This is a genomic window from Streptomyces tyrfis, assembly GCF_037034285.1.
GTDB lineage: Bacteria > Actinomycetota > Actinomycetes > Streptomycetales > Streptomycetaceae > Streptomyces.
Window position 1 is genome coordinate 39,235 of the sequence record NZ_JBAGJZ010000008.1, and the last position, 21,548, is coordinate 60,782.

Genomic DNA, 21,548 nt, shown 5'->3' on the forward strand with positions numbered 1-21,548 from the left:
GTACGGAAGGCGGCACGGACGGCGGCGCGGCGGCACGGTCGCGGGTCCGTTCGGGACGGCCGGGAGGCCGGGACGGCCGGGAGGCCGGGACGGCGGCCGGCGGCCAGCGGCCGGCGGCCAGCGGCGGCAGACGATCGCCTGACACTGCCTCATGGGCGGCCGGACCGCGGCCAGACGCGCGCGGGTACCCGCGGGCACGGCCGGGCGCGGCTCAGTGACGCGGCCCGGCGGCGCGGAAGGGCGCGGCCCGGCGGCGCGGCTCAGTGGCGGCGCAGGTCGTGCCGCAGGCGGTCGACGAGGACCGGGACATGACTGTGCGGCATGTCCTTGACCGCCGTGAGCAGCGTCACCGGGCCGCCCTCCCGGACCAGGTCCACCAGTTCGCCCATCGCCGCCGCGTGGACGGGGTCGTCCAGCTCGTCCCGGTAGCGGGCTGCGAAGTCGTCGTAGCGGGCGCCGGTGCGGTCCTCGTGGTACCAGGAGCGGAGCTCCTTGGACGGGGTGACGTCCTTGAGCCACTTGTCGATCCCGGCCCGGTCCTTGGCCACACCGCGCGGCCAGAGCCGGTCGATGAGCACCCGGGTGCCGTCGCCGTCCTCCGGCGGGTCGTACACCCGGCGCACACGCACCTCGCCGCCGCCGCTCGTGCCGCTGCTCCTGCTTCCCATGTCCGGTCCTCCTGCCCCGCCGTCCCGCCGTCCCTCCGACCATCGACCCTGCCGCCCTGCCGCCGCCCTTCTCCCCTGCCGGCTCCCGTCCTCGCGGCCTCGCGGCCAGGATCGCTCAGGCCCGTACGTCCCGCCACGCCGCCGGGATCGCGTCCGCGACGTCCAGGGCGGCCACGGGCGCGCCGTCGGCGGCGTGCCGGGCGGCCAGCCCGTGCAGGTACGCCCCGGCGGAGGCCGCGTCGCGCGGGGCGAGGCCCGCCGCCAGCAGGGAGCCGGTCAGGCCGGACAGGACGTCGCCGCTGCCCGCCGTGGCCAGCCAGGACGTGCCGGTCGGATTGACCCGTACGGGAACCTGCCGGTCGTCGGTGGCGACCAGGGTCGTCGACCCCTTCAGCAGGACGGTGGCGCGGTGGCGCTCGGCGAGTTCGCGTACGGCGGCGAGCCGCCCGGCCTCGACCTCCTCGCGGGGCACGCCGAGCAGCGCGGCGGCCTCGCCGGCGTGCGGGGTGAGGACGGTCGGCGCGGTGCGCGCGCGTACGGCGGCGGGGTCGAGCAGCCGCAGCCCGTCCGCGTCGACCAGCACCGGCACGTCGGCGGCCAGCACGTCGCGGACCGCCTCGGCGGCCTCCGTCCCGTCGCCCAGGCCGGGCCCGACCACCCACGCCTGCACCTGCCCCGCCTTCGACGGCGGGCCCGCGTGGACCAGGGTCTCCGGGTGGCGGGCGATGACCGCGTCGCCGCCCGGACCGACGTACCGCACCGCCCCCGCGCCGCCGCGCAGCGCCCCGGAGACGGCCAGCACCGCCGCTCCCGGGTAGCGGGCCGAGCCGGCGACGATCCCGACGACGCCCCGGCGGTACTTGTCGCTCTCGTTCGCGGGCTCCGGCAGCAGCGCGTCGAGGTCCGCGTACTGCAACGCCTCCAGGTCGGGCACGTCCGGCAGTTCGGCCCCGAGGCCGATGTCGACCAGGCGCAGCGCGCCCGCGTGTTCGGCGGCGGGGTCGACGAGCAGGCCCGGCTTGTACGTGCCGAAGGTGACGGTCGCGTCGGCGCGCACCGCCTCGCCCCGCACCTCCCCGGTGTCGGCCTCGACCCCGCTGGGCAGGTCGACGGAGACGACGGCCGCGCCGGTCGCCGTGAAGACCCGCACCAGTGCGGCGGCCTCCGGGCGCAGCCCGCCGCGCCCGCCGATGCCGGTGATCCCGTCCACCACGAGGTCGACGTGCCCGCCCCAGGCGGCCGCCACCGGGCCGCCCGAGAACGGATGACCGGGGCCGGGGCCCCCGCCCGGACCGCCCGCGCCGGGGCCGGCCGGGTCCGTCCCGCCCGCGTCGGCCGGGTCGGTCTCCGCCTCGGCCACGTGTCCGCCCGCCGCGCGCAGCGCCGCGAGTCCGCCCGCGTGGGCGCGGCCCGGGGAGGTGAGCACGGCGCACACCCCGGCTCCCCGGCGGGCCAGCCGCGCGCCCGCGTACAGGGCGTCGCCCCCGTTGTCGCCGCTGCCGACGAGCAGGACGACGCGCGCCCCGTACACCCGGCCGCGCCGCCGCAGCACGTCGGCGCACGCCACCGCGAGCCCCGCGGCGGCGCGCTGCATCAGGGCGCCCTCGGGCAGCCGGTCCATCAGGGCGCGCTCGGCGGCCCGCACGGTCTGAACGCTGTACGCGGTACGCATGGTTCAACCCTCCGCGATCACCACAGCCGACGCCACTCCCGCGTCATGGCTGAGCGAGATGTGCCAGTGCCGCACCCCCAGTTCGGCCGCGCGCGCGGCGACCGTGCCGCGGACCCGGAGGCGGGGCTGCCCGCTGTCCTCGACGTACACCTCGGCGTCCGTCCACAGCAGTCCGGCCGGCGCGCCGAGCGCCTTGGCGACGGCCTCCTTCGCGGCGAACCGCGCGGCGAGCGAGGCGACGCCGCGCCGCTCGCCGCCGGGCAGCAACCGCTCCCGTTCCAGGAAGAGCCGGTCGGCCAGGTGCGGCGTGCGCTTCAGCGCGGCGTCGAACCGCTCGATCTCGGCCACATCGATCCCCACCCCGATGATCACAGGCGTTCCCTCATCACTCGCTCGTTCGCTGCCGGCCCGTCGGCCGGGCGGCCGGCGGGCTACTCCACGGTCACGGACTTCGCCAGATTGCGCGGCTGGTCCACGTCGTTGCCGCGGGCCGTCGCGAGTTCGCAGGCGAAGACCTGCAAGGGCACGGTCGAGACCAGCGGCTGAAGCAGCGTAGGCGTTGCCGGGATCCTGATCAGGTGGTCGGCGTAGGGGACGACCGTCTCGTCGCCCTCCTCGGCGATGACGACGGTGCGGGCGCCGCGGGCCCGGATCTCCTGGATGTTCGAGACGATCTTGTCGTGCAGCACCGAGCGGCCGCGGGGCGAGGGCACGATCACGACGACCGGCAGGCCGTCCTCGATCAGCGCGATCGGCCCGTGCTTGAGCTCGCCCGCGGCGAAGCCCTCGGCGTGCATGTACGCGAGTTCCTTGAGCTTGAGCGCGCCCTCCAGGGCGACCGGGTAGCCGACGTGGCGGCCGAGGAAGAGCACCGTGTCGTGGCCGGCGAGGGACCGGGCGAGCGCCCGGACGGGTTCCATCGTGCCGAGCACGCGGGCGACCGCCCCGGAGATCTCGGCGAGCTGGCGGACGACGGTGCGGATCTCGTCGCCCCACTTGGTGCCGCAGTTCTGGCCGAGGTAGAGGGCGACGAGGTAGCAGGCGACGAGCTGGGTGAGGAACGCCTTGGTGGAGGCGACGGCGACCTCGGGTCCGGCGTGGGTGTAGAGCACGGCGTCGGACTCGCGCGGGATGGTGGAGCCGTTGGTGTTGCAGACGGCCAGGACCTTGGCGCCCTGTTCGCGGGCGTGCCGTACGGCCATCAGGGTGTCCATGGTCTCGCCGGACTGGGAGATCGCGACGACCAGGGTGCGGTGGTCGAGGATCGGGTCGCGGTAGCGGAACTCGCTGGCCAGCTCGGTCTCGCAGGGGATCCGGGTCCAGTGCTCGATGGCGTACTTGGCGATCATCCCGGCGTGGAACGCGGTGCCGCAGGCGACGACGACGACCTTGTCGACCTCCCGCAGCTCGTGCGGGGCGATGCGCACCTCGTCGAGGCGGAGGGCGCCCGCGCCGTCGATCCGGCCCAGGAGCGTGTCCGCGACGGCCCGGGGCTGTTCGGCGATCTCCTTGAGCATGAACGAGGCGTGGCCGCCCTTCTCGGCGGCGGAGACGTCCCAGTCCACGTGGTACGCGCGGACGGCCGCGGGCGCGCCGTCGAGGTCGGTGACGGTGACGCCCTCCCGGCGCAGCTCCACCACCTGGTCCTGGCCCAGCTCGATCGCGGAACGGGTGTGCGCGATGAACGCGGCCACGTCGGAGGCCAGGAACGCCTCGTCCTGCCCCACCCCCACCACCAGCGGCGAGTTGCGCCGGGCGCCGACCACCGTGTCGGGCGCGTCCGCGTGCACGGCGACGAGCGTGAAGGCCCCCTCCAGCCGCCGGCACACCTGCCGCATCGCCTCCGCCAGGTCGGCGCAGGACGAGAACGCCTCGGCCAGCAGGTGGGCGACGACCTCGGTGTCGGTCTCGGAGGCCAGCACGTGGCCCCGCCCGGCGAGTTCGGCGCGGAGCGCGGCGAAGTTCTCGATGATCCCGTTGTGCACGACCGCGACGCGGCCCGAGTTGTCCAGGTGCGGGTGCGCGTTGGCGTCGTTGGGCGCGCCGTGGGTGGCCCAGCGGGTGTGCCCGATCCCGGCGGTCCCGGCCGGGAGCGGCGCCTCGGCCAGCGCCTTCTCCAGGTTGACCAGCTTCCCGGCCCGCTTCGCCGCGGCCAGCCCGCCGTCCGCGAGAAGGGCGATGCCCGCCGAGTCGTAGCCCCGGTATTCGAGGCGCTTCAGCCCCGCGACGACGATGTCCTGCGCCGACTGCCCCCCGACGTATCCGATGATCCCGCACATACCATTCCCTTCCCTGCGCGTCGCTGCCGCCGAGCCCCCGGGCTCTCTCGAACCACTGAAACTTTTACGGCATTCGCCCCTTTTCATCGCAACCTCACCGCATCGTCGCAGACGCCGGACGGGGCGGCGGGGAACGCCGTGGACACCGGGCGGGGCCCGCATGCAGCCGGACCGGAGCCCGCGCCGCAGGCGCCCCGCAGGCGCCTCCCGGGCGTGGGCGCGGCGCGGCCGGTATCCGGGCGTGGCCGCCGACGCCGGCCGGTACCCGGACGCGGGCGCCGACGCCGGGCGGCGGTACCCGGGCTACGGGCCCGGCCCACGCCCCGAGAAGGCCGGCGCTCCGAAACCTCAGCGCCTGAGGAACTCCAGAACCTCTGAACCTCAGCGCCTGAGGAACTCCAGCAGGTCCCGGTCGAACCTCTCCTTGTCGCCGGGGACGAGCGCGATGCCGTGGGAGCCGCCCTCGTAGACCTTGAGGGTGGCTCCGGGGACGAGCGCGGCGGTCTTGCGGCCCGTGGCGTCGATGGGAACGATCTGGTCGTCGTCGCCGTGCACGACGAGCACCGGGATGTCGAACTTCTTCAGGTCCTCGTGGAAGTCGGTCGCCGCGAAGGCGTCGACGCACGCGACCCCGCCCTCGATGGTCTCGGCCATGGCCATGTGCCAGAACGCGTCCTGGTTGCCCCGGGTGACGCGGTGACCGGCGCGGTTCGCGCCGAAGAAGGCGACGGCCGTGTCCTTCCAGTACTGCGAGCGCTCGGTGAGGATGCCCTGTTTGATGTCGTCGAAGACGGACTGCGGCACGCCCTCGGGGTTGTCCGTGCCCTGGAGCATCAGCGGTGTGATCGAGGAGAGCAGCACCGCGGACCTGATCCGTTCGGTGCCGTGCCGGCCGATGTAGCGGGCGAGTTCGCCGCCGCCCATCGAGTGCGCGACCAGCGTGACGTCCCGCAGGTCCAGTCGGGTGATCAGGTCGTCGAGGTCGTCCGCGAAGGTGTCGAAGTCGTAGCCGTCCCAGACCGGGGTCGAGCGGCCGTGCCCGCGCCGGTCGTGGGCGATGCCGCGGTACCCGCTGTCCGCGACCGCCTTCAGCTGGTCCTGCCAGGCGTCCCCGTTCAGGGGCCAGCCGTGGCAGAAGACGACGGGGCGGCCGCGCCCCCAGTCCTTGTAGAAGATCTCGACGCCGTCGCGCGTGGTCACCGTGGGCATGCGACGCTCCTCCGTCCTCTCGGCTCTCTCCTGCGGGAACGAGCGGGCACGGGCGGACGGGCCGCCCCGCCCCACGTCTCCCCTGCCCAGCGTGCGGCCCGGCGACGGGCGCGCAATCCGAACCGCCCCGGCGCTCCCCGCGGGGACCGGTGGACCCGAACGGGTGAGGCGGGGCGGGACGGGGGCGGGGCCGGCAGGCCAGAGAGGCGGGACGGCGAACCAGGGGGCGGGGCGACGGACCGGCGGGCAGCCGGTCCGCTCCGCCCCTCAGCCCCGGCCCCCAGCCCCGGCCGTCAGCTCCGGTCTACGGCGTCGGTCTACGGCCCCGGGGCGAACGCCCCGCCGGAGCCGAAGGCGCGGGCGGCGAAGTGCTCACCGATGCGGCGGTGCGCGGCGGCGTCCGGGTGGAGCTGGTCGGGCAGCGGCAGTTCCGCGAAGTCCGCCTCGCCGTACAGCTCGCGCCCGTCGAGGTAGTGCAGGTGCGGGTCGTCGGCCGCGCGCTGCGCCACGACGCGGGCCAGTTCGTCGCGGATCACGTTGAGCGTCAGCTTCCCCGCCGCCCGTTCGGCGGGATCGCCCCCGGCCCGGACGCTGAGCCGTCCCCCGTCGTAGTCCGGGACGCTGGGGCCGGGGGTGTCCTCGTGGACGGGGCAGAGAACGGCCGAGACGACCAGCAGCGGGGTGGCGGGGTGTCCCTCGCGGATGGTGTCGAGGAAGCCGTGCACCGCCGGAGTGAAGGCGCGCAGCCGCATCAGGTCGAGGTTCACCAGGTTGATGCCGATCTTGACGCTGATCAGGTCCGCGGGGGTGTCCCGCATGGCGCGGGCGGTGAACGCGTCGAGCAGCGCGTTGCCGCCCAGACCGAGGTTGACCAGTTCCACCCCGCCGAGCGACGCGGCCACCGCCGGCCAGGTCGTGGTCGGGCTCGCGGCGTCGACACCGTGGCTGATCGAGCTCCCGTGGTGCAGCCACACCCGGCGGCCGTCCGCCGGCACGGGCTCGACCGGGGCGTCGGTGCGCAGTGCGACCAGCTCGGTGGCCTCGTTGTGCGGCAGCCAGATCTCGACCCGCTTCTCCCCCTCGGGCAGCGGCGGGAAGCGCACGGTCCCGACCGGCCCGGGCCGGGTCTCCACCGGCCCGCCGACCAGGTCCGCCACCACGACGTCGCCCCCGCTGGTACTGGCCTGCGCCGCCAGCCGCCCGTCGACGACCAGGTCGTAGACCCCGTCCGGGCCGGGCGCGGCGCCCTGGTAGACCGTCCTGGTACGCAGGGTGTCCAGCTCGACGACGGCGGCCCGGGTACGGAACACCAGCCGTACGCCGGACGACTGCGCCTCGACCATCGCCAACGCCCCGTCCCCCTGCGCCCGGACCCACCCGGGCAGCCGGTGCGGCAGCACCCCACGCTCGGTCCGCTCCAGTTCGAGCGCGCCGCGCACGAGGTCGGCGGTCAGCGGGGTGGTGACCAGGCCAGCGTCCGGGACGGCGGAGGAGGGGGCCGGGCCGGGGGCGACGTCAGAGGCGGAGCCGGGGCCGGAGACGGTTTCGGGTTCTGGCTGAGCGTTCATGGCCTCAGCGTTTCAACCGATCCCCCGCCCCACGTACGCATTTCCGGCCGTGGTTGAGGGGGACGGGGACGGGACCCCGCCCGGGCCCCCTGGACTGCTGTAGCTGCTCTTGAGCCAGGCCAGTTGGGGGTCCATAAGTCTCTCCGGGTACTCAACTCGCAGAAACGTACGCCACGAAGTCTTCCCACGCCCCCGGCGCGAAACCAAGCTGCGGACCACACGCAACCTTCGAGTCACGCACGTGCAACGCATCCTGAACCACAGCAACCTCCACACACGCAGGTCCGTCGTTACTGCTGTAGCTGCTCTTGATCCACTCGGGCTCGAATCCATCGCCAACTGACGCGTTGCGGGTCATGTCTCCCCTAGTACTTTCTCGATGAAGGCCAACGACTCCTGTGGAGTCAAGGCTTGCGATCTGATGATTCCGTACCGCAACTCGATGATCCGGACCTGCTTCGGGTCGGAGACCAAGCGGTTGAACAACTGGCCTTCCCAGTGTGCCACCGCCGTACCATCCCCGAACTTCAGCAGCTGGAACTGGCCCCCCATGCCAGCGTGGTCGTGCCGGTCGGTCGGCATCACCTGAATCTCGACGTTCCGCAACATACCGATCTCCAGCAAGCGTTCGAGCTGGCGTCGCGCCACGGCCCCACCGCCGAGAGGACGTCTGATCGTGACCTCTTCCTGAACAAAGCTCAGCATGGCCGGAGGCTTCCGCTCGAAGATGCCCTGCCGCCCCATTCGCCCCGCGACGTGCCGCTCGACCTCGTCCCGGCCATACGACGGACGGCGCATTTCATAGAGCGCCCGCGCATACTCCTCGGTCTGCAACAGACCGTTCAAATTGTGGTTGTCGTACGCCCCGAACTCAACCGCCGCCCGCTCCAGGGTCGCCAGACCTCGAACCTTCTTCGGGTACCGCGCCTCCTTCAGGTCCTGCTTCGTCGCGGCGATCTTGCCGCCCGCGCCCAGGACTTGGTCCGCCTTGTCCAGGAACTCCGGCTTCGGGATGCGCTTGCCGCCCTCCACCTTGTAGACCTGGTTCTCCCCGTAGCCGATCGCGTCGCCCAGGTCCTTGGCCCGCAGCCCCGCCGACTCCCGCCACAGGCGGATCTGCCGGCCCACCGCCGCGATCACCGCGCCCGAGTCGTCCTCCAGGTCGAGCGCCCCGTCGCCGTCGTCCGCGCCGTTCAGCCCGTCCGCCGTGAGGCTCCCGATGCCTTCGATTCCGCCGGCGCCCTCACCCTCGTCCGTCATACGAACATCCGCCTTCGTTCCCGTGCCCGCGCGGTTCCGCGCCCGGCGTCGTACCGGGTGGACAGCTCCGCATCTCCGCTGGACAGTCACCGTCCGTACCCGTGTCATCACTTTTCAGCGTAAGCAGCATCGGCCACGCTGAGTGACGTGAATCAGGAAATCGCCCAACCGCGTGTACGGGACGGCAAGTTCGCCGTCCGTTTCTCCGCCACCCGTCAGGGGGCCCGGCTCGCCAGGCTCGTCACGACCGAATGGCTTCGCTCCTGGGGGCTGCCGTCGGAGAACGCCGGGCACGTCGTCGCCGAACTCGCCTCCAACGCCGCGCTGCACGGCCATGTGGCGGACCGGGACTTCCGGATCGGACTGACCGTCAACGGCGACACGCTCCGTATCGAGGTCACGGACGCGCGCGGGGACGCGCTGCCGCGACTGCCCCGACCGGACGACGAATCCGCCACGGGCCGAGGGCTGTTGATCGTCGACGCGCTCTCCGACCTGTGGGGCGTGCAGGTGGGCCCGTTCCCGCGCAAGACCGTCTGGGCGGACCTCTCGCTCGCGGGTGGTGCGCGCGGTTAGTGCGCGATGCCGTCGATCACGTCGCGTGCGCCCTGTCGGAGCAGGGCGACGGCGACGGATGTGCCGAGCGTGGCCGGGTCGAGTCGGCCCGCCCACTCATGGGCGTTCAGCACGGTCTTGCCGTCCGGGGAGAACACGCAGGCTCGCAGGGAGAGTTCACCGCCGCCCTCGGCGCGGGCGTATCCGGCGATCGGGCTGTTGCAGTGGCCTTGGAGGACGTGCAGGAGCATCCGCTCGGCCTGTGTCTCCCGGTACGCGTCGCGGTCGCCGAGCGGGCTGATCACGTCGATGAGTTCCGTGTCGCCCTCGCGGCACTGGAGCGCGAGGACCCCGGCGCCGATCGGGGGCATCATCGTCTCGGTCGGGAGGATCTCGGTGATGACGTCGGTCCGGCCGATCCGCTTGAGCCCGGCGAAGGCCAGCAGGAGCGCTTCCACCTCGCCTGCCTCCAGAGCGGCGAGGCGGCTGTTCGCGTTACCGCGGATCGGAACGCACACGAGGTGCGGATGCGAGGCGGAGAGCTGCGCGATCCGACGCACCGAGGAGGTGCCGATCCGGGCGCCGGCCGGGAGCTCGTCGAGCGTGAGGCCGCCGGGGTGGATGAGCGCGTCCCGGAGTGGTCTCGATGCCGGGCTGGAGCGCGGCCAGTTCGGCGCGGACGCGCTCCACCTGGGCGAGTGCCATCGGAGAGTCTCGGGAAACGATGCGAATCAGATCGACCGGCATGAGGGCACGGTAGACCCTCAGATGCGGACAGCCACCACCAACCCGGAGGCCCAGCTCATCGGCGTGGCTCGCCAGTTGGTGACGTCGTGCAGCCGTTCGAGGAAGCCGTCGACCCTCGACTGGTGGCCCTCGGGCCATGTGGCCTGCGGAAGCATGTCGTCGACGACGTAGAGCGCGCCGGGCTTGAGCAGGACGAGGAGGTCGGGCAGGCGCAGGTACTTCCCGGGCCTGCAATCGACGTAGACGCAATCGAACCGCTCCCCCGGCTCCTGCTCTCGGCGGTGAGGGCCGGGCCGGTGTAGAGGCCCCGCACGGCGCGGCGTGCGCGCGCGGGGTTGATGCCGTCAGGGGTTGGCGCTTCGCGCTCGGTGAGGGTGGTCATGCGGAGATTAGTGCCGCATCAGGCAACGTTCGCCCTGTGGCCGTCGGCATGCATGGATCGGATACCGGATGATTGAGCACATGACGAATGGCATGTCCGTGTCCGGGATGACAACGCGCCCTGGGCCGCCTCACCTGGTCGGTCTGACCGAGCCGGCTGACCGTCCCTGCAACGTGACCGAGAACTTCTGGGCAGGGCTGCTGGAGGCCGGCTGGGCGGCACGGCTGCGGTCAAAGGACGGCCAGACTCGATTCCAGCTGCGCTACTACGGGGAGCTGTTCGAAGGGCTGATCGTCGGTGACGACTTGCCCGCGCTGGTGTACGCGGTCACCGAGTCCGGGCAGCAGATTCTGCTGTTCGATGGCGCGGTGCATGGCTATGACGCGATGTTCTGTGACAGCTGGGACGAGGACAGGCTGTGTACTCGCCGTGCCGACCAGGTGTATGTCGATGCTGATGGCGAGGACACCTTCGAGCTGGTGGTCTGGGTCGGCTACAACATCGACTGGGAGGATGAGCGGCAGTCCTTCGCGGACGCTGACGATCCCGACTTGGTCACGCTCGTCGACGGTCGTCGTCTCCCGTTCGAGGTCGCTCGGCACGCCGCCTTTGATGCTGTCTCGATAACCGCCACGAACGCGCGGGGCCGGGCCACCGATGCTGTGTCGGAGGAGCTGGCCTGAGCGGTGCCCACAGCGGGCAGATCCGTCGGCCGTGGTGAGCCGAACCATTCCGCGTCCTGTGACCAGGTGCGTCCTGTCCAGCGGGGTTTGTTCTTGGTGATGTGACGTGCCGCTCGGATGCTGGTCCGGACGGCGCGGTGTTGCCAGGCTGTGCGGGTGGCAGAACGAGTACGTGTCCGTGAGATCGATGACGCCGAGGGGCAGCGCCTGCTGCGGATCATCCGCAGAGGCACCGGCTCGGTGGTGACCTGGCGGCGGGCGCAGATGATCCTGCTGTCCGCGCAGGGCATGCCGGTGGCGAAGATCGCCGAAGTGACGTTCACCAGCGACGACCGGGTCCGGGACGTGATCCACAACTTCAACACCGACGGCTTCGACTCCCTTTCCCTCAAGTACAAGGGCGGTCGGCCGAAGACCTTCACGCTGCCCGAGCGCCGCGAGATCAAGAAGATCGCCAGATCCCGGCCCGCCGAGCACGGCCTGCCGTTCTCGGCCTGGAGTCTGACCAAGCTGGCGGACTTCCTGGTCGCCGAGGGGGTGGTCGACGACATCAGCCACGAGGGCCTGCGCATCCTGCTCCGCGAGGAAAGCGTCTCCTTTCAACGCCTGAAGACCTGGAAGACCTCCCGCGACCCCGACTACGCGGCCAAGAAAGCCCGCGTCGAACACCTCTACGCGATCGCCGACGGCGAGGTCGTACCCGAGGAAGAAGAACCCGAAGTCATCTTCTGCATGGACGAGTTCGGGCCGCTCAACCTGATGCCTCACCCGGGCCGGCAGTGGGCTGAACGCGGCGGCAGGCACAAGGACCCCGACCGCGAACCACGCCGCAGGCGGCGGGCCACCTACAACCGCTACGGCGGGGTACGGCACCTGTTCGCCGCCCTGGACCTGGCCAAGGACAAGCTCTACGGCCACATCAAGCCGAAGAAGAACCGCATGAGTTTCCTGGAGTTCTGCCGCTACCTGCGCAGCCTCTACCCGCCGGACATCCGGATTGCGATCGTGCTCGACAACTTCTCCCCGCATCTGACCACGAAGAAGGACACCCGGGTCGGCGACTGGGCTGCGGCCAACAACGTCGAGTTCGCCTACACGCCGACCAACAGCTCCTGGCTGAACCGCATCGAGGCCCAGTTCACCGCCCTGCGCTACTTCGCACTGGACGGCACCGACCACGCCAGCCACAAAGAGCAGGGCAGCATGATCCGCCGCTACATCATCTGGCGGAACAAGCACGCCGCCGACCAACGCCTGCGCGACGTGGTCGACAGGGCGAACGTTGCCTGATGCGGCATTAGATGCCGACGCTCTGTCGGCATCCAGAGGCGTGAGGAGGCTCAAGACGGCGCGCACGCGTGGAAGGCCCGCCGGGTGGGCGACGATTTCCAGGGGCCTTCCCGCACGAGACCGTCTGGGCCGACCACGCGCCCGAGACCCCGACCCGGTGCGGCCAGTCGTACCGTGTCGTGTTTCCTTGCCGTGTCGCGCGTCCCTACCTCGCGGTCGGGCCGTACCGCGTCGCCCGGCCCACGCTCATGTATGTGAAGCCGGCCTCCACCAGCGTCGTCGGGTCCAGCAGGTTGCGGCCGTCGAAGAGCAGCGGGGTGCGCATGCGGCGGGCGGCGGCGGGCCAGTCGACGTCCCGCAGTTCGGGCCACTCGGTGACGAGTACGGCGGCGTCGGCGTCCGACACGGCGTCCAGGACCTCCTGGTGACGGGTCGTCGAGGCCCAGGGGTCCGCCGCGCCGGGGCGGGCCATCGGGTCCCAGCAGGTCACCTCGGCGCCCTCGGCCAGGAGCCGGGAGGCGATGATGGCGCTGGGGGCCTCGCGCATGTCGTCCGTGCCGGGCTTGAACGTCAGGCCGAGGAGGGCGACGCGGCGGCCCCGCAGGCCGCCGAGTTCGGACTTCAGCCGCTGGATGGCGCGCCTCGGCTGGAGTTCGTTGACCTCGATGACGGCGTTGAGGAGCTGGAAGGGGTAGCCGGAGTTGCTGGCCATCGCCCGCAGCGCCCGGGAGTCCTTCGGGAAGCACGAACCGCCGTACCCGAGACCGGCGTTGAGGAAGTGCGGGCCCAGCCGGCGGTCCTGGCCGACCGCGCGGGCCACCTGCGCGATGTCCGCCCCGGTCGCCTCGCACACGGTCGCGATCTCGTTGATGAAGGTGATCTTGGTGGCGAGCAGGGCGTTGGAGGCCAGTTTCACCATCTCGGCGGAGGCCACGTCCATGGTCTCGACCGGCCCGTCCACGCCGGCGTACAGCCCCTCCACCCAGCGGGCGGTGGCCTCGTCGAAGGCGCCGATCACCACCCGGTCCGGATGCAGGAAGTCGTCCACCGCGCTTCCCTCGGCGGTGAACTCGGGGTTCGAGGCGTAGCCGACGCGGCTCAGCCCGGCCTCGTCTAGGGCGGCCCGCACCCGGCTCCCGGTGCCGACCGGGACCGTGCTCTTCACCACCACCGCGACCAGGTGGGACGCGGTGTCCTTCAGCGCCTCGACGACGGCCCAGACGCGGGAGAGGTCGGCGTCGCCGGACGCGGTGGGCGGGGTGTCGACGCAGACGTACACCGCCTCGGCGTCGCGCACCGCCTCCCGCGCGTCCAGGGTGAACGACAACCGTTCCTTGTTCCGGATGATCAGGTCGCCCAGGCCGGGTTCGAAGAACGGGACCTCGCCGGAGCGCAGCAGCTCGATCCGCTCCGGCTGGATGTCGCGTACCACCACCCGGTGACCGAGGTCGGCGAAGCAGGCCCCGGTCACCAGGCCGATGTAGCCCGCGCCGAACACGGCGATCCGGCGGGGGACGGGAAGGAGGGGTGCGGTGTCAGTCATGGATGGCAGATGTCCTTCGGGCGGCGCCGCACGCGTCAGCGGCGGCGCCCTTGGTTTCTCGGATGATTACGGGCGGTGCGTTCGTTGCCGAACTTGTAGGAGCCGGTCCAGCGGGCCATGACGGCCTGTTCGTCGCCGGAACCGGCCTCGGCGAGGAAGCGCGCGGCGCGGTCGCCGCGCAGAGTGGTGGCCTTGCGGCCGCGATGGGTGATGACGACCGTGCCGTCGGCGTGGGTCTCGTAACTGAATCCAGAAGGTGCGGGCATGTGCGGACTGTGCCTCATCTCCGCCGGGGCCGCCAGGTGAATCCCGGCGGCGGTGACGGAGGGTCAGTTCGCCCGGCCGGTACGGGTGCGGTCCGGAACGGACCGCACCGGGAGCGGGAGCGGCAGCAGCAGCGAGGAGCCGCCGCCCGGCGACTGGGGCGGCGCCGGGGAGCACCCGACGGTCCGCATCGGATGTGGAACCGGAGGCGGGGCCGGAAACGGAGACGGAGACGGAAGTGGGACCGGGGCGTGCCCGGCGACTCGTAACGGCAGTGCGACCGGGCGCGGCGCCGGAACCAGAACCGGAAGCAGAAGCGGAACCGGAGGCGAAGCCGGTGCCGGGACTGCTGTCCCTGTCCCTGTTCCTGTTCCTGGCCCTGTCCCTGGCCCTGGCCCTGCCCCTGTTCCCGTCTTTGTCTCTGTCTCTGCCCGTGCCTGTGGCTCTGCCCGTACCTGTGCCTGTGCCAGTGCCTGTGCCGGGATCGCTGCCGCTGCGGGCGTTGGCACCGCTCTCGGTGTCGGCGGCGGGCAGCAGCAGGCGGGCCGCAACGGCGTGGGCGGCGACACGGGCATCGGAACCAGTACTGGCTGCGGCCCCGCGGTCCGCGCCCGCGGCGGGGCGGAAGCGCCGCAGGCCGCGGGCCGTGCCGACGGGAGCGTCGACGGCTCGGCGCCACCGTCGGCCGCCCGTACCGGCAGGGGCAGCGGGACGCCGCCCTCCTCGCGGGCCAGCAGTTCCCGGGCGAACAGCCCGACCAGGGGGTGCAGCCGGTGGCCGGGTGCGCCGCCCGGGCCGGCCTGCTCGGTCCAGTGCGCCTCGGCGAGCCCGGCGAGCAGGTCCTCGGCCCGGTCGGGGCCGACGCCGAGCGCGCGGGCGGCGGTCTCCGGCGTCACGGGACGCGGTCCCAGCGCCGACAGGAACCGCAGGGCGCGCCGTTCCGGCGGCGCGAGCCGGCGGTACCCGCCCCTCAGGCGGTCATGCAACGACAGGTCACCGAGGGCGAGTTCGTCCAGGACACGGTCGTCGGCCGTCAGCCGCCGGGCCAGCGCGGACAGCGGCCACGACGGCCGGGCGGCGGCCCGCAGCCCGGCGATGCGCAGCGCCAGCGGCAGCCCCGCGCACGCCTCGACGACGGCGTCCGCCGCCCGGGGCTCGGCGGCGGTACGGGCCCGGCCCGCCAGCGTCTCGAACAGACCGTGGGCGTCCGCGCGGGTCAGCGGGCGCAGCACCGTCCGGACCGCCCCGTCCAGGGCGTGCAGCGCGCGGCGGCTGGTGATCAGGACCGCGCAGCCCTCGGTCACCGGCAGCAGCGGGCGGACCTGGCGCTCGTCGGCCGCGTCGTCGAGGACGAGCAGCAGCCGCCGGTCCGCGATCCGGGTGCGGTAGGCCCGTACGCGTGCGTCGAGGCCGGACGGAAGCCGGTCGGGGTCCGCGCCCAGCAGCCGCAGCAGTTCGGCGAGCGCTTCCGCGGGGTCGAGCGGCGCCGGGCCGGAGCCGCGGAGGTCGAGATGGACCTGACCGTCGGGGTAGCGGTGCCGGACCCGGTGCGCGGCCCGCAGCGCCACGGCCGACTTGCCGACGCCGACCATGCCGGTCACGGCGTGCACGGCCGGCTCACCGCCGCGCGACCGGTGGTCGCTCAGGGCCGTGCTCAGCCGCGTCACCTCCTGGTCGCGGCCGACGACGTGGGACGGGTCGGGCGGCAGTTCGGCAGGTACGGGCACGGGTACGGGTGCCGGGACGGGGACAGGGACAGGGACGGGCCCGGACGCAGACGCGGAGGCGGAGGCGGAGGCAGCTGCGGGTGCGGGTGCGGACGCGGGGCCGGGGACGGAGGCAGGCGCGGGTGCGGGGGCGGCCGGGCCCCGGCCCTCGGGGAACGCGGCGGCGGAGAGCGGTACGGGGACGGACGCGCCGGGGACGGGCGCGCCGATGGTGGACGCGCCGGTGACGGACTCGGCGGCGGGCGAGGGGCGCGGCGGGCCGGGTGTGCGCGGTGGGCGGGGTTGCAGCGACGGGTGCCCGGTGAGCATCGCCTGGTGCAGCCGCTGGAGCTCGGCGCAGGGGTCCAGCCCCAGCTCCTCGGCGAGCGTGGCGCGGGCGGCCCGGTAGGCGGCGAGTGCGTCGGCCTGCCGGCCGGCCCGGTACAGCGCGGTCATCAGCTTGGCGCGCAGCCCCTCTCGCAGCGGGTGGGACGCGATCTCGGCGATGAGCTCGGGGATGAGCTCGGCATGCCGGCCGAGTTCCAGATCGGCGTCGAGCCGCCGTTCGAGGGCGACCAGACGTTCCTCCTCCAGCCGGTCGCGTTCGACGTCGACGAGCGGGTCGCAGACTCCGCCCAGCGCCTCGCCCCGCCAGCAGGCGAGGGCCTCGCGCAGGGTGTCGGCCGCGGTGCGCGGGTCGCCGGCCGCGAGCGCGGCGGCACCGCGCGCCGCCCGTTCCTGGAAGGCGAACAGGTCGACGTGGACGCCGTGCTCCGGCAGCCGGACGAGGTAGCCGGGGCGGCGGCGCTCCACGTCGACGCCGGGGAGCAGACGGCGCACCCGGGAGGCGTACGTGTGGATCTGGGCGGAGCAGGTGGCGGGCGGGCGGTCGCCCCACAGCAGCGCGGTGAGCTCGGTGTCGGCGACGACCCGGCCACGGGCGATCAGCAGGGCCGCCAGGACCGTGCGGGGCTTGGCGCCGCCCAGGTGGAGGGGTTCGCCGTCGCGCTGGGCCTCGACCGGCCCGAGCAGACGCAGGCGCAGGGCGCCCGTCGGGGCCGGGCTTCGCGGAGCGCCCGAGGCGTTCGGGCGGGGGCCGCCCGTCGGGGCCGGGCGGGGAGTGTGCGGCACGTCCCGGCGCGGGGATTCCGTCGTGGCCACGAGGTCACGGACCCCAGATGTTGCCGCCCTGGTTCCGCCGGCTCCGGCGGAGGCGGTGGCCCGGGGCGCCGGCGGCGGGCAATGAGGCGCGGGCGGTTCCGTACGGAAGGTTCATCGTGTCCCCCTGTGCTGCGCACGGGGCCGGTTCCGGCCCCGCGAAGCGGTCTCCCGAATTCCCGGCGCGGGCGGACCTCGTGTGGTCGTACGAGAGGCCGCCGTGAGGCCCCACCGTTCCGGCGGGGCCTCCTGACCGGTGCGAGCAACTTTGCGCGATGGCCAGAGCTTTGCCCAGGGTTGATCTCTGTCAGGGAGCTGCAATGGCAGGACACGGACAAGGTCCCGTGGCAGGACACGGACAAGGTCCCGGATCGGGGCCGGACGGCTGCTCCCCGCCACCGGCGGTCGCCCGCCTCGCGGCTCACCACGGGTTGCTCTCCTGGGCCAGCAGCTCCACCAGCATGGTCAGCGGGACGACGGATCCCCTCGTGAGGCGGGCCCGGCACCGTGACAGGACGTCGTCCGCGGCGCGCTCGGCGTCGGCCAGGGTGGGCTGGGACAGGAAGAGCACCGCCGCACCCGACTCCCACGGCTGGGCGTAGATGTGCGCCACCCGATGGCCGGGACGGACCGCCTCCCGCAGCGCGGCGCCGACGTCAGCGGTCCGCCGGCGGTACGAGGAATCGGAACCGCAACCGGGGCCGGTGCCGGAACCGGGGCCGGGGTCGGTGCCGTGACCGACGACGGGGCCGAGACCGTGATCCAGGCCGGGTTCGGGATCGGGGACGGGATCGGGGACGGGATCGGGGACAGGGACGGGGTGAAGATTCACCACATACATGAGGCCCGCCCTCCACTTGTCACGGTCATTTGCGTGGAACTCGTGTGAACTTTCGGCCATCGAATAAGGTGTTGGCTCACATCGGACGCGTCATCCGACCAGAGGGCCAGCGCGTGCGGACTGTGGGGCTTCTGCCTTTGGGGGAGGGATAGATGCTGCGTCAACTGGGACTTGGTCCGGACGAGGAAGCGGTGTACCGCGTCATGCTCGCGGACGGAACTGCGAGCATTTCCAGCCTCGTTGCCCAGTTGGGCTGGACCGAGGAGCGTTTTCGTGCAGCGCTGGACCGGCTGGCCGCGCTCTCGCTCGTACGCCCGTCGGCGGACGGCGGCCCGGGGCGGGCCGTCGACCCCGAGCTGGGGCTGACCGCCCTGCTGGTGAGCCAGGAGGAGGAGATCCTCGAACGGCAACGCCGGATCAGCGCGGGCCGTCTGGCCATGACCCGGATGCTGGCCGACATCCGCGCCTCGGGCGGGCAGACGGCCGACGAGGTGGAGAAGCTCCGGACCATGGACCGGATCCAATCGAAGATCGAGCACCTCGCGAGCACCTCCACCACCGAGGTCGCGGCCTTCGTGCCGGGCGGCGGGCAGAGCGCGGAGAACCTGGCGGCCGCCCGTCCGCTGGACCAGGCGGCCATCGACCGGGGCGTCCAGCTGCGCTACGTGTTCCTCGACAGCGCGACGAACTCGCCCGCCACCCGGGAGTACGTGAACTGGCTCGGGGAGCGCGGCGGGCAGGTGCGGACCGTGCCCCGGCTGCCGTCGCGGATGCTCATCTACGACAGACGCACGGCGATCGTGCCGGTGGACCCGACCGCCGCGGACCTGGGGGCCCTGGTGCTGCACGGCACGGGCGCCGTCGCCGCGCTGCTGGCCTTCTTCGAGAACACCTGGCAGCAGGCCCGTCCGCTGGGCGCGTCCGCGCCCCGCAGCGACGAGGATCCGCTCTCCCCGCCGGAGCGGGCGGTGCTCGAACTGCTCGGCCAGGGCATGACGGACGACTCCATCGCCCGCCAGCTGGGGGTGTCGGTGCGGACGACCCGGCGCATCACGGCCGACCTGATGCAGCGGCTGGGCGCCCGCAGCCGGTTCGAGGCGGGCGTGCTCGCCGCGGGGCGGGGCTGGCTCTGCGTCTAGGCCGGTCGGCCTGGGCCCTGTCTTGGAGCCGGTCCGGGCCGGGCCGGCCGGCTCCGTGTCCGGGCCGAGTTCCGTCCGGCCCGGACCGAGTTCCGTCCGGGGCGGGCCGAGTCCCGTTCGGCGCGGGGCCGGGGCCGCCCGGCCGGCGCACGGGCGGGGCGGACGTCCCGGGCCGGGCGGGGTCTTCGAGAAGCTGTGCAGGGCCGACACGGCGATCCCCCTCATTGTGCGACGTGCCCGCCCAGGGTGCCGTCAGCCCCTACACATCCTCTGCACCGGCCCGTTCTCCATGCCGGCCCGTTCTCCGCGCCGGTCAGCCCATCCGTACCGGCCCGTTCCCCGTACCGGCCCGTTCCCCGTACCGGCTCGTTCCCCGCGCCGGTCAGTCCTCCGCGCCGGTCAGCTGCAGGGCCGCGCGCCCGTCCCCCAGCCGGTCCCGGAACCAGTCGACGGTCTCGGCCAGCCCGTGCGCGGTGCTGAACCGCGGCCGCCACCCGAGGTCCTCCCGGGCCCTGGTGGTGTCCGGGCGGCGGACCGACGGATCGTCCACCGGCCTCGGCACCCGCACGACGTCGGAGGCCGAACCGGTCAGCTCGCGGATCCACTCGGCGAGCCGGAGCATGGAGATCTCCTCCTGGTTGCCGAGGTTGACCGGGCCGTCCAGCGAACACCCGGCCATCCGCACCAGGCCGTCGACCAGGTCGGAGACGTAGCACAGCGAACGGGTCTGCGAGCCGTCGCCGGCGACCGTGATCGGCTCCCCGGCGAGCGCCTGCCGGATGAAGGTGGGCACGGCACGGCCGTCATGGGCGCGCATGCGCGGCCCGTACGTGTTGAAGATGCGCACGATGCCGGTGTCCACGCCGTGGGTGCGCCGGTAGGCCATGGTCAGCGCCTCCGCGTACCGCTTCGCCTCGTCGTACACCGAGCGCGGCCCCACCGGGTTGACGTTGCCCCAGTAGCTCTCCGGCTGCGGATGCACCAGCGGGTCGCCGTACGTCTCCGAGGTGGAGGCGAGCACGAACCGGGCGCCCCGCTCGCGGGCGAGGTCCAGCAGCAGGCGGGTGCCCTCGGCCCCCACCCGCAGGGTCTCCAGCGGCAGTTCGAGATAGTCCACGGGTGACGCGGGCGAGGCCAGGTTCAGCACGGCCGCGACCTCGCCCTCCACGGCGAGCGGCCCCTCGCACACATCGGCCTCGACCAGCCGGAAGCCGTCCGTACCGACCAGATGGGCCACGTTCTGCGGGTCACCGGTGCTGAAGTTGTCGACGCAGACGACCCCCCAGCCGTCCGCGAGCAGCCGCTCGCACAGATGCGAGCCGAGAAACCCCGCCCCGCCGGCCACCACAGCTGTCCTGGCCATTCTCATTCCCTCCCTGGAATCGCGTCCCCGCCACCGGGTCCCCGTGATCGCGTCCCTGGACCGGTATCCCGGGAATCGCATGGCACGCCCGCACGGGAATGTCAGAAGTGATTCCCGGGGCACGTTGGAATGTGACAGGAAAGCAGCTGCCCCCGCAAGCGTGCGTTTCTCATGAGCCGCCCCCGTATGACGTCCTCACATCCGGTGTGAAGTTCTCATGCCCGGTGTGAGGGAGTCACATCCGGCGTGAATTCCTCAGCCGCGGTGTGCGTTCCTCATCCGGGGCCTCCCAGGGGTGTGTTGTTCACGCCCGATCGGTGAGCGGAACACTACCGGCGGCATCGGCCGCCCCCGCAGAATCGAGCCGTCAACAACAGCCGGAAACGGGCCGGGGCGAGAACTCGCCCAGGAATTCCGGCAGCGGCAACACGTAAGGAGTCGTACCCCATGTCGCAGCACGCCATCACCGCGGACAACGTGGAAGAACTGATCGCGAAGAACATCGCGGAGCGCTTCAGCGACGACCACGAGGTCCTCAAGCTCTCCCAGCACTTCCGCCGCGAGGGCTACGTCAAGCTCCCCGGGCTGGTCTCCGAGGAGGTCTTCGCCGCGGTCGCCGCCGAGACCCACCAGCTGATCGACACCCACCAGAAGCGCATCGACATCCGCCTCAAGGAGACCGGCGACTCGCCGCGCTACATGTCGACGGTCGGCCAGAAGGCGATCGCCTCGGACGGCTCGCTCGTCCCCGCCGTCTACGAGTCCCCCGCGCTCAAGGGCTTCCTGTCCCGCCTGGCCAAGGAGGAGGTGGTGGACTGCCCGTGGGACGAGGAGAAGTACATCATCACCCGCCAGCACCAGAAGGGCGACACCCACGGCTGGCACTGGGGCGACTTCAGCTTCACCGTCATCTGGCTGATCGAGGCGCCGTCCCTGGAGTACGGCGGCATGCTCCAGGCCATCCCGCACACCGACTGGAACAAGGACGACCCGCGGGTCGAGGAGTACCTCCAGGCGCACCCGATCCGCTCCTACGGGCACGCCAAGGGCGACCTGTACTTCCTGCGCTCGGACACCACCCTGCACCGCACGGTCCCGCTGAACGCGGACAAGACCCGCATCATCCTCAACACCTGCTGGGCCAGCAACGCCGATCTGTCGAAGACCGCCACGCACGAGACCATGAACGCGATGTTCGACTGAGCGGACGAAACACCAGGA

Annotated in this window: 19 protein-coding genes and 1 pseudogene; 5 read left to right on the forward strand and 15 right to left on the reverse strand. The window is 72.6% G+C overall.

Annotated features, from left to right (window positions below):
- Nucleotides 1-260 precede the first annotated feature (260 nt).
- The 8 genes from WA762_RS08300 to WA762_RS08335 all read right to left on the reverse strand — a co-directional run bounded on the left by WA762_RS08300 (nt 261) and on the right by WA762_RS08335 (nt 8,656).
- Nucleotides 261-668 carry a DUF488 domain-containing protein gene (locus WA762_RS08300; RefSeq protein ID WP_335934330.1) on the reverse strand — a complete coding sequence of 136 codons (408 nt, stop codon included), beginning with the start codon at nt 666-668 and terminating at the stop codon, nt 261-263.
- Between the two features lie 115 nt (nt 669-783).
- The gene (locus WA762_RS08305) at nt 784-2,340 is read right to left on the reverse strand and encodes an NAD(P)H-hydrate dehydratase (protein ID WP_335934331.1); all 1,557 of its coding nucleotides are present in this window, start codon (nt 2,338-2,340) and stop codon (nt 784-786) included.
- Between the two features lie 3 nt (nt 2,341-2,343).
- Complete coding sequence (locus tag WA762_RS08310) at nt 2,344-2,712, reverse strand: holo-ACP synthase (RefSeq protein ID WP_335934332.1); 369 nt, start codon at nt 2,710-2,712, stop codon at nt 2,344-2,346.
- A 59-nt stretch (nt 2,713-2,771) separates the two neighbouring features.
- Nucleotides 2,772-4,619, reverse strand: coding sequence for a glutamine--fructose-6-phosphate transaminase (isomerizing) (glmS, locus tag WA762_RS08315; protein ID WP_335934333.1), 1,848 nt, complete (start codon nt 4,617-4,619; stop codon nt 2,772-2,774).
- Between the two features lie 381 nt (nt 4,620-5,000).
- Nucleotides 5,001-5,828 carry an alpha/beta fold hydrolase gene (locus tag WA762_RS08320; RefSeq protein ID WP_335934334.1) on the reverse strand — a complete coding sequence of 276 codons (828 nt, stop codon included), beginning with the start codon at nt 5,826-5,828 and terminating at the stop codon, nt 5,001-5,003.
- A 317-nt stretch (nt 5,829-6,145) separates the two neighbouring features.
- Nucleotides 6,146-7,396, reverse strand: coding sequence for a GDSL-type esterase/lipase family protein (locus WA762_RS08325; protein ID WP_335934335.1), 1,251 nt, complete (start codon nt 7,394-7,396; stop codon nt 6,146-6,148).
- Between the two features lie 151 nt (nt 7,397-7,547).
- Complete coding sequence (locus WA762_RS08330; protein ID WP_335934337.1) at nt 7,548-7,754, reverse strand: DUF397 domain-containing protein; 207 nt, start codon at nt 7,752-7,754, stop codon at nt 7,548-7,550.
- Complete coding sequence (locus tag WA762_RS08335) at nt 7,751-8,656, reverse strand: helix-turn-helix domain-containing protein (protein ID WP_335934339.1); 906 nt, start codon at nt 8,654-8,656, stop codon at nt 7,751-7,753. Before WA762_RS08335 ends, WA762_RS08330 begins: the two co-directional genes overlap by 4 nt.
- A 147-nt stretch (nt 8,657-8,803) precedes the next feature.
- Here WA762_RS08335 and WA762_RS08340 point away from each other — a divergent pair, with 147 nt between their 5' ends.
- A complete protein-coding gene (locus WA762_RS08340; protein ID WP_335934341.1) occupies nt 8,804-9,232 on the forward strand; it encodes an ATP-binding protein in 429 nt (142 codons plus the stop codon).
- Here the strand turns inward: WA762_RS08340 and hemC are convergent.
- Both hemC and WA762_RS08350 read right to left on the reverse strand, forming a co-directional pair.
- Nucleotides 9,229-9,958: pseudogene (gene hemC, locus WA762_RS08345) on the reverse strand (hydroxymethylbilane synthase). The gene WA762_RS08340 and the pseudogene hemC sit on opposite strands and share 4 nt — an antisense overlap.
- 17 nt (nt 9,959-9,975) lie before the next feature.
- Nucleotides 9,976-10,113: a hypothetical protein gene (locus tag WA762_RS08350; RefSeq protein WP_335934343.1), complete on the reverse strand. Its 138-nt coding sequence runs from the start codon at nt 10,111-10,113 to the stop codon at nt 9,976-9,978.
- A 295-nt stretch (nt 10,114-10,408) separates the two neighbouring features.
- Here WA762_RS08350 and WA762_RS08355 point away from each other — a divergent pair, with 295 nt between their 5' ends.
- Both WA762_RS08355 and WA762_RS08360 read left to right on the forward strand, forming a co-directional pair.
- Nucleotides 10,409-11,023, forward strand: a complete 615-nt coding sequence (locus tag WA762_RS08355) for a hypothetical protein (RefSeq protein ID WP_335934345.1) — start codon at nt 10,409-10,411, stop codon at nt 11,021-11,023.
- Between the two features lie 156 nt (nt 11,024-11,179).
- Entirely contained in the window at nt 11,180-12,313 is a 1,134-nt protein-coding gene (locus WA762_RS08360) for an IS630 family transposase (protein ID WP_335934346.1), read from the forward strand.
- A 205-nt stretch (nt 12,314-12,518) separates the two neighbouring features.
- On the opposite strand, the gene WA762_RS08365 is transcribed toward WA762_RS08360, so the two are convergent.
- From WA762_RS08365 to WA762_RS08380, 4 genes are all read right to left on the reverse strand, one after another.
- Nucleotides 12,519-13,856 (reverse strand): UDP-glucose dehydrogenase family protein, encoded by a 1,338-nt coding sequence (locus tag WA762_RS08365; protein WP_335934347.1) that lies wholly within the window; start codon nt 13,854-13,856, stop codon nt 12,519-12,521.
- Between the two features lie 35 nt (nt 13,857-13,891).
- A complete protein-coding gene (locus WA762_RS08370; protein ID WP_335934349.1) occupies nt 13,892-14,122 on the reverse strand; it encodes a hypothetical protein in 231 nt (76 codons plus the stop codon).
- 63 nt (nt 14,123-14,185) lie between these two features.
- The gene (locus tag WA762_RS08375; RefSeq protein WP_335934350.1) at nt 14,186-16,987 is read right to left on the reverse strand and encodes an AfsR/SARP family transcriptional regulator; all 2,802 of its coding nucleotides are present in this window, start codon (nt 16,985-16,987) and stop codon (nt 14,186-14,188) included.
- Between the two features lie 418 nt (nt 16,988-17,405).
- Complete coding sequence (locus tag WA762_RS08380; RefSeq protein WP_335934352.1) at nt 17,406-17,816, reverse strand: hypothetical protein; 411 nt, start codon at nt 17,814-17,816, stop codon at nt 17,406-17,408.
- Nucleotides 17,817-17,977: 161 nt separating this feature from the next.
- On the opposite strand from WA762_RS08380, the gene WA762_RS08385 reads away from it, so the two are divergent.
- Nucleotides 17,978-18,964 (forward strand): helix-turn-helix transcriptional regulator, encoded by a 987-nt coding sequence (locus tag WA762_RS08385; RefSeq protein ID WP_335934353.1) that lies wholly within the window; start codon nt 17,978-17,980, stop codon nt 18,962-18,964.
- A gap of 382 nt (nt 18,965-19,346) precedes the next feature.
- Here WA762_RS08385 and WA762_RS08390 read toward each other — a convergent pair whose 3' ends face one another.
- Nucleotides 19,347-20,327, reverse strand: a complete 981-nt coding sequence (locus tag WA762_RS08390; RefSeq protein ID WP_335934354.1) for a UDP-glucuronic acid decarboxylase family protein — start codon at nt 20,325-20,327, stop codon at nt 19,347-19,349.
- 447 nt (nt 20,328-20,774) lie between these two features.
- On the opposite strand from WA762_RS08390, the gene WA762_RS08395 reads away from it, so the two are divergent.
- Nucleotides 20,775-21,530 carry a HalD/BesD family halogenase gene (locus WA762_RS08395; protein ID WP_335934355.1) on the forward strand — a complete coding sequence of 252 codons (756 nt, stop codon included), beginning with the start codon at nt 20,775-20,777 and terminating at the stop codon, nt 21,528-21,530.
- Nucleotides 21,531-21,548 lie beyond the last annotated feature (18 nt).